8 protein-coding genes and 1 pseudogene are annotated in these 6,208 nt (G+C 35.9%); 1 reads left to right on the top strand and 8 read right to left on the bottom strand.

What is annotated here, in order from left to right; genetic code table 11:
• The 8 genes and pseudogenes from ABS911_RS13720 to ABS911_RS13755 form a co-directional block, all read right to left on the bottom strand.
• Positions 1-442: pseudogene (locus ABS911_RS13720) on the bottom strand (IS6-like element IS1216 family transposase); the annotation flags it as partial.
• Between the two features lie 373 nt (positions 443-815).
• On the bottom strand, positions 816-1,706 hold the full coding sequence (locus ABS911_RS13725) for a DegV family protein (RefSeq protein WP_350468024.1): 891 nt from the start codon (positions 1,704-1,706) through the stop codon (positions 816-818).
• Positions 1,707-1,732: 26 nt separating this feature from the next.
• Positions 1,733-1,993, bottom strand: a complete 261-nt coding sequence (locus ABS911_RS13730; RefSeq protein ID WP_350468029.1) for a TetR-like C-terminal domain-containing protein — start codon at positions 1,991-1,993, stop codon at positions 1,733-1,735.
• A 12-nt stretch (positions 1,994-2,005) separates the two neighbouring features.
• Positions 2,006-2,536 carry a class I SAM-dependent methyltransferase gene (locus ABS911_RS13735; RefSeq protein WP_350468025.1) on the bottom strand — a complete coding sequence of 177 codons (531 nt, stop codon included), beginning with the start codon at positions 2,534-2,536 and terminating at the stop codon, positions 2,006-2,008.
• Positions 2,505-2,630, bottom strand: a complete 126-nt coding sequence (locus ABS911_RS13740) for a hypothetical protein (protein WP_350468031.1) — start codon at positions 2,628-2,630, stop codon at positions 2,505-2,507. The genes ABS911_RS13735 and ABS911_RS13740 overlap by 32 nt, the downstream gene beginning before the upstream one ends.
• Before the next feature lie 92 nt (positions 2,631-2,722).
• Entirely contained in the window at positions 2,723-2,950 is a 228-nt protein-coding gene (locus ABS911_RS13745; protein WP_350468026.1) for an SHOCT domain-containing protein, read from the bottom strand.
• A gap of 29 nt (positions 2,951-2,979) precedes the next feature.
• Complete coding sequence (locus ABS911_RS13750; protein ID WP_350468027.1) at positions 2,980-4,359, bottom strand: multicopper oxidase family protein; 1,380 nt, start codon at positions 4,357-4,359, stop codon at positions 2,980-2,982.
• A 202-nt stretch (positions 4,360-4,561) separates the two neighbouring features.
• Positions 4,562-4,852, bottom strand: a complete 291-nt coding sequence (locus ABS911_RS13755) for a DUF302 domain-containing protein (RefSeq protein WP_350468030.1) — start codon at positions 4,850-4,852, stop codon at positions 4,562-4,564.
• Positions 4,853-5,518: 666 nt separating this feature from the next.
• On the opposite strand from ABS911_RS13755, the gene ABS911_RS13760 reads away from it, so the two are divergent.
• Positions 5,519-5,893 (top strand): hypothetical protein, encoded by a 375-nt coding sequence (locus ABS911_RS13760; protein WP_350468028.1) that lies wholly within the window; start codon positions 5,519-5,521, stop codon positions 5,891-5,893.
• The last annotated feature ends 315 nt before the right edge of the window (positions 5,894-6,208 follow it).

The following is a 6,208-nucleotide window of genomic DNA, read 5'->3' on the forward strand; positions in this document are numbered from 1 at the left end:
AAACTTTGCAACAGAACCCAGTGCGTAAACTTCGATAGAATTTATTGCGTCTCTTTACTGGACGATGGTCTTGTTCAATCAAATTATTCAGGTATTTAATGGTACGATGTTCTGTCCCTTGATAAAAGCCGCCGTATTCTTTTAGTTTCTTAAAGGCACTTGTAATAGAGGGGGCTTTATCTGTGACTACAACCTTCGGTTCATCAAACTGCTTCACTAACCGCTTAAGAAAAGCATAGGCTGCTTGTGTGTCCCGTTTTTTACGTAACCAAATATCCAAGGTTAAACCATCTGCATCGATGGCTCGATACAAATAATGCCATTTTCCTTTAATTTTGATGTACGTTTCATCCATTTTCCATGAATAAAAGGATTTTTTATTTTTCTTTTTCCAAATTTGATAGAGTAGTTTGCCATATTCTTGCACCCAACGATAAATCGTCATTCCTCCTGCTATCTTTTTCTATTATTCTACCTTATTTGATAGTAGATTTAAGACTTTGCAACAGAACCCAAAATAGTATGTGCTGTGGATCTAGTTTCTTTTTACTTCGGTGAACGGTTAATTTTGTTTGCCAGCATGTAATAACGTGTCCCCTTATACGACCTCGATCACTACTGACACCAGCACCCGGTTTTTGATCTCTTTATAAAGACTTTTGTCCTTAGTATCAATGAACGTGATAAATCGCTCAAAGTGCTGGAATCTAAGGATTTCTAGGTATCGTCCCGACGTATCGAAACCACGCACTCTATGTGTGTTGTAGCTTAGCTATCGATGCAAAATAATATGTGAAGTGGGAAGTTTAAAGGTTTCATCTATTTTTTCTTGAGTCTCCCCAGAAGAAGAGTGCCACAGTTCCTGGACCGGTATGTGAACCTATTGTAGTTCCAACATTATTTATTTCAACCTTGTTCTTCAAGTTAGGAAATGATTCCTCGATTAATCTCGCGACTTCTTGAGCTTCAGAATTAAAAGCAGAATGAGATATATAACATTTATCAGAATATTCAAGATCTTTAATAGCATGATTTTTCATTTTATCTACAATTAAACTAATTACACGTCTCTTACCTCTTACTTTTTGTTGAGGAGTTAATTTTCCATTTTCATCCATATTTAACAATGGACAGATTTTAAATGTTGTTCCAACAAATCCAGATGTCTTTGAGATTCTTCCTCCTTTAACATAAAAAGATAAATCAGTCGAAAAAAACCAATGATGTAGATTCAGTTTGTTATTTTCTACCCAGTCATACAACTGTTCAAGTGTGTATCCGTCGTCCCTTAGATCTGCCAGTTTATCCATCAATAAACCATAACCAGACGATGCCGCAAGAGAGTCAACGATGTATATTTTTCGATCCGGATATTCCGCTTCCAATAGTTGCTTTGCTGCACACGCTGAATTATATACTCCAGATAATCCTGAAGACAGTGATACGTGTAAAATATCCTTCCCTTCTTTCAGAAACGAAGAAAAGTAATCTACAAACTCTCCTACATTTACTTGTGATGTTTTCGTCTCAGCCCCATTACTCATTGCTTTATAAAAATCGTCATATGAAATCGACTTACCAAGATCATCTTTATATTCTTTTCCATCTACCATAAAATGAAAACAAACATAATTTATACCACGAATGTTGAAGTGCTTTTCTGTTAAGTCTGCAGTCGAACAAGAACTTAAAATAAATTCTGACATCATCTTACCTCTTTTCTCTTCTCACATTAGCCTTTAATGAAATAATTGAATCCATTTGCAGAAAGTTCAGAAAGCTTAACTGAAATCTCATCAATAGACACGTTCTGATTGTTTCTAAACCAAGTTTGATATACAACTATAATCCCAGCTATTGTATAGTCAATGATCATATCTTTATCAATCTCGTCCAAATCAGCAAACATGGTTTTATTCCTCTTGATTATTTCCTTAAGTTTTTTCCTGAATAATTCATACTTTTCGTTGGCACATGTTTCAACGAAAAGTATGAATTGTTCAGGTTATTTTTTATTCCTTATTCCTATAATTTTTACAACGTCGCTCCATACATTCTTATAGGTAGTATCCTCTTTATTGAAGCCTGCTTCTTGTAAATTTTTCAAGGTTTGTCTATTGATATTTGCGCCCCAAATATGCAGGGGGATAAAATTGATACGATCCATAATTTTTCTAACAACTGGCTTGTTGCTTCGCATATGTTCCAACATAATAACCTTGCCGCCATTCTTGCAGACTCTTCGTATTTCTTTTAATCCTTTAACAGGATCAGGAACAGAGCAAAACACGCAGGAGGTGACCACTGTATCGAATGTATTATCTTCGAAAGTCATGTTTTCTGCATCCATTTCCATTAACGTGACATGATCCTTATCTTTACTCTTATTTTTAGCCTTTTCTAACATCTTTTCGCTGAAGTCTATTCCGGTGACTTCTTTATCTGTCGAATAAAACTCTAAATTTTTACCTGTGCCCACACCGACTTCCAATATTTTTTTCCTTCTATTTTTCGAATAATTCTTTTCTCCAATCATCCATCAGCATAGATTCCATCGGTTTTTCCATGAGATCATATATTTTTGATACGCGATTGTATCTATTTTTTATTTTGTTGTTATCCCCAGCCAATCTTTCACCTCTTCAAAGCGGTTGCATGGACATATTTTACAGCTAACTTTTATATCATTTAAAATATTTAGAAGTAACTATTTTTATCTAGTTTACAGGTCCAAAATCTTTTTACGCCGACTATATTCTTGATCATCGATGTCTCCCCTGGCATATATTTCATTTAAAATTTCCAGCGAAGAACTCTCTATCGGTCGTTTTTTCTGTCTATTATTTTTGGCTATCATGATCATGGACAAACCAATCAAAAACACAAGCACCACTGGTATCGGCCATAAAAATCCACTGCCTATTATTCCAGAACAAACTCCATCGTACATTTTGCCATCTCCATTACTCTCTTATCTATTTATTCAATTAAAAATTGACCCATCATACCCGCGTCTTCATGTTCCAATATGTGACAATGATACATGAACAAACCTTTCTGCTTGAACTTAACTAAAAGCCTTACTTCTTCTCCACTTTCTACCATCACCGTATCTTTCCATCCTTGTTCATTTAAAGGCGGTTCTCCTCCATTTCTTTCAATCACTTGAAACTGTACGCCATGGACGTGAAGAGGATGTGGCGTCTCGCCGCTCATCATTCCCATTCCAGCAGACTCATTAGTAACGACCCACTCTTCCAGTTCATTTAAATTCAGGTATTCATCTATTCTATCCATATCCATTTGCTTACCGTTTATAGCCACCATGGGTCCCATACCACTCATGACAAAGTCACGGGTCGTCACGACGTCATCTCTGTCATATTGAACGATGTCGACCAGTTCTTCAGGTATACTGCTGGAGCTGTCAGATTCTTCTGTAATAGTTATCGTCATCACTTCATAGCTGCCATCTCTCAAAACGACTTTATCACCTGTGTTGTAATCTGAAAAATCTACGAGTATCTCGGCTCTTTCAGCTGGCGCCAGGGATACCTCATGCATTTCTATACTGTTTTCTAAAAAGCCTCCGTCAGAAGCAATCTGATAAAACGCAAGATTATCGCTGAAATTAAAGTCGTAAGCACGTGCATTCGAACCATTTAAAAGTCTGAGTCGAACAACTTCACTTTTCACATCCAGTTCAGGTGCGATTGCTCCATTGACCAGTACAGTGTCTCCCTTAAATCCATCCATCACATCTCTCATACCTAACTCATAGGGAATCTGTCCATCCTGTGTAAACCGTTTATCCTGTACGACAAGAGGAATATCATTGACGCCATATTCTTTAGGTATGTTCAATTCTTTAGATTTTTCATCTTCTATATAGAGAAGGCCAGCTAATCCTTTGTAAACTTGTTCACCTGTTTTATGCAGCAGATGTGGATGATACCAAAGCGTTGCAGCCGGTTGATCAATTGTAAAGTAAGGCTGCCAGCTTGACTTCGGGTCTACGACTTGATGGGGGCCACCATCCATCTCTCCAGGGACTTCTAATCCATGCCAATGAACCGTTGTCGGCTCATCCAGTGTATTCGCTACATTGATTTTTACGTCGTCACCTTTATCCACTCTTATAATAGGGCCTAAATAATCACCATTGTAACCTAACGTTTCAGTTTCCTGTCCTTCAATGAATTCCTTTTTTCCATATTGTACATTCAAATCAAATTCTGCTTTTCCTTCTTCAGGATTTTTATCCTCTAGTAGGGGCGGAATAGGCAACTTATTTCTTTTTTCATCTTTTGTATTATTCATTATTCCCGAATCAACTGCTTGTCTGTTGGGATTATCCACCCTTTCAAGCCCCCTTCCTGAATTTATGAAAAAGTAACCAACATACACTATAAGCAGGAGCATAGAAATGATTATAATTGTATACCATTTTCTGTTTTTATTCATTTGATCATCCTTATCGTTCTCAGAATATATTTATTCATCTATTACTCAACTAAAAAGTCATCCTAAATACAATTTAAGACAGCTTTAATTACTTTTTTTAAACAGTCGATTCTATTGATTGTCTAAGTGTCCCCTCAACTTCTTTGGCAATTTCATTCAAATTGAAATCATCGAATAAATCGATTAAGACTTCCGGACGTGTCATACCAATATATGTCTGATTATTTTTTTCTCTAACAACCATTTTACACGGTAGAACATAGCCGATATGGATATTTTTTCCCATAACTTCTTTTGCTTTTTTAGGATTACATACTTCCATTACAACAAAATCCTCTTCAAAGTCTAATCCTTTTTCTATTTCCGCTTCCTTAACTTTACTGACAATTTATGGAGATTTTATGGAGATTTTATGGATTCACGAATACACCTGAATTATTCATACCTCTAAATGTGGATAACTATTTCTATTAAACTCACTGCTTTTTTAGACATTTTTAAGTATTAACTGTCTATCATGCCACTTTATATCCTTCTCGATTAGATCGAAAACAAAAAGATGGAAAAAAGAGTATAAAGACCCCTTGGTCTTACAATCGTCAAAAAATTAATATGATCTTCTGGAGTAGCTAATGCAACAGAACCAGCTGTTGAATATTCTCCAATATTGTCCAGAACAGTGAAGAGAAAACGTAACCTGTGGACAAGCGGACTTTTATTTTACGCGTATGTCGTGTCAGCATGATATCCTTACTTCATTTATTCTCCGTCTTAGCTAAACTATCTTCCACTTCGTCTAGTTCATTCGCTTGGGTTAGGTCAAAAATATTTCGAGTACTTCATCAAAAATATTCCTGTTCATTATATAAGTGTAGGCAAGGCTCCATCATTATTTCTCGTTCTCAATTCAAAAAAATAGGCAAGGCTTCATCATTATTTTTTGTTCTTAATCCAAAAAAATAGGCAAGCCTCCATCTCTTTTTTTCGTTCTCAATCCAAAAAAATAGGCAAGGCTTCATCATTATTTTTTGTTCTTAATCCAAAAAGGTGGGTAATGCTTCATCAAAAATTCTTCTGCTTAAACCAAAAAGATGGGCAAGGCTTCATCATTATTTCTCAATCTCAATCCAAAAAGGTGGGTAAGGTTTCATCAAAAATTCTTCTGCTTAAACCAAAAAGATTGGCAAGCTTCCATCTTTTTTTTCCATTCTCAATCCAAAAAAATGGGCAAGGCTTCATCATTATTTTTGTTCGCAATCCAAAAGAAGGGGGCAAGGTTTCTTGTTCTCAATCCGAAAAGTCGATCAAGGCTTCGTCATTTTTATTTGTTCTCAATCCGAAAAGTCGATCAAGGCTTCGTCATTTTTATTTGTTCTCAATCCAAAAAGGTGGTAGAGGATTCTTCTATTCAATCCAAAGGGTAGGCTAGCCTTCAACCAAATTTCTTCAAAAATTTTTCGAAGGCATGGGTAGGATTTTTCAAAAATCACCCTCACCAAAATGTAAGGCCTAAAGGAAAAAGGTACTTTTTCACAAACTTTTCCTTGTTACAAGTCCCTCCAAAAGCCTATTAAATCAAGGTTTAACCTGTGACAAGAACTTGCAAAAAGTGGTGCATTGGTGTAACAACTTGTAACAAGCTTGTTACAAGTTTATAAGTCCCAAAAAGCAAGTAGAAATAAGGGTTTTACCCACTTCCGTTTTAGCTGTTGTTACAAGCTTGATACAACTTGTATCAAGAAAA

Source organism: Carnobacterium sp., from assembly GCF_040274425.1.

Coding starts and splice junctions, on each gene's coding strand:
- ABS911_RS13760 (WP_350468028.1), top strand. CDS start 5,519: ATGCTTCATCAAAAATTCTTCTGCTTAAACCAAAAAGATGGGCAAGGC.
- ABS911_RS13725 (WP_350468024.1), bottom strand. CDS start 1,706: ATGTCAGAATTTATTTTAAGTTCTTGTTCGACTGCAGACTTAACAGAA.
- ABS911_RS13745 (WP_350468026.1), bottom strand. CDS start 2,950: ATGTACGATGGAGTTTGTTCTGGAATAATAGGCAGTGGATTTTTATGG.
- ABS911_RS13735 (WP_350468025.1), bottom strand. CDS start 2,536: ATGATTGGAGAAAAGAATTATTCGAAAAATAGAAGGAAAAAAATATTG.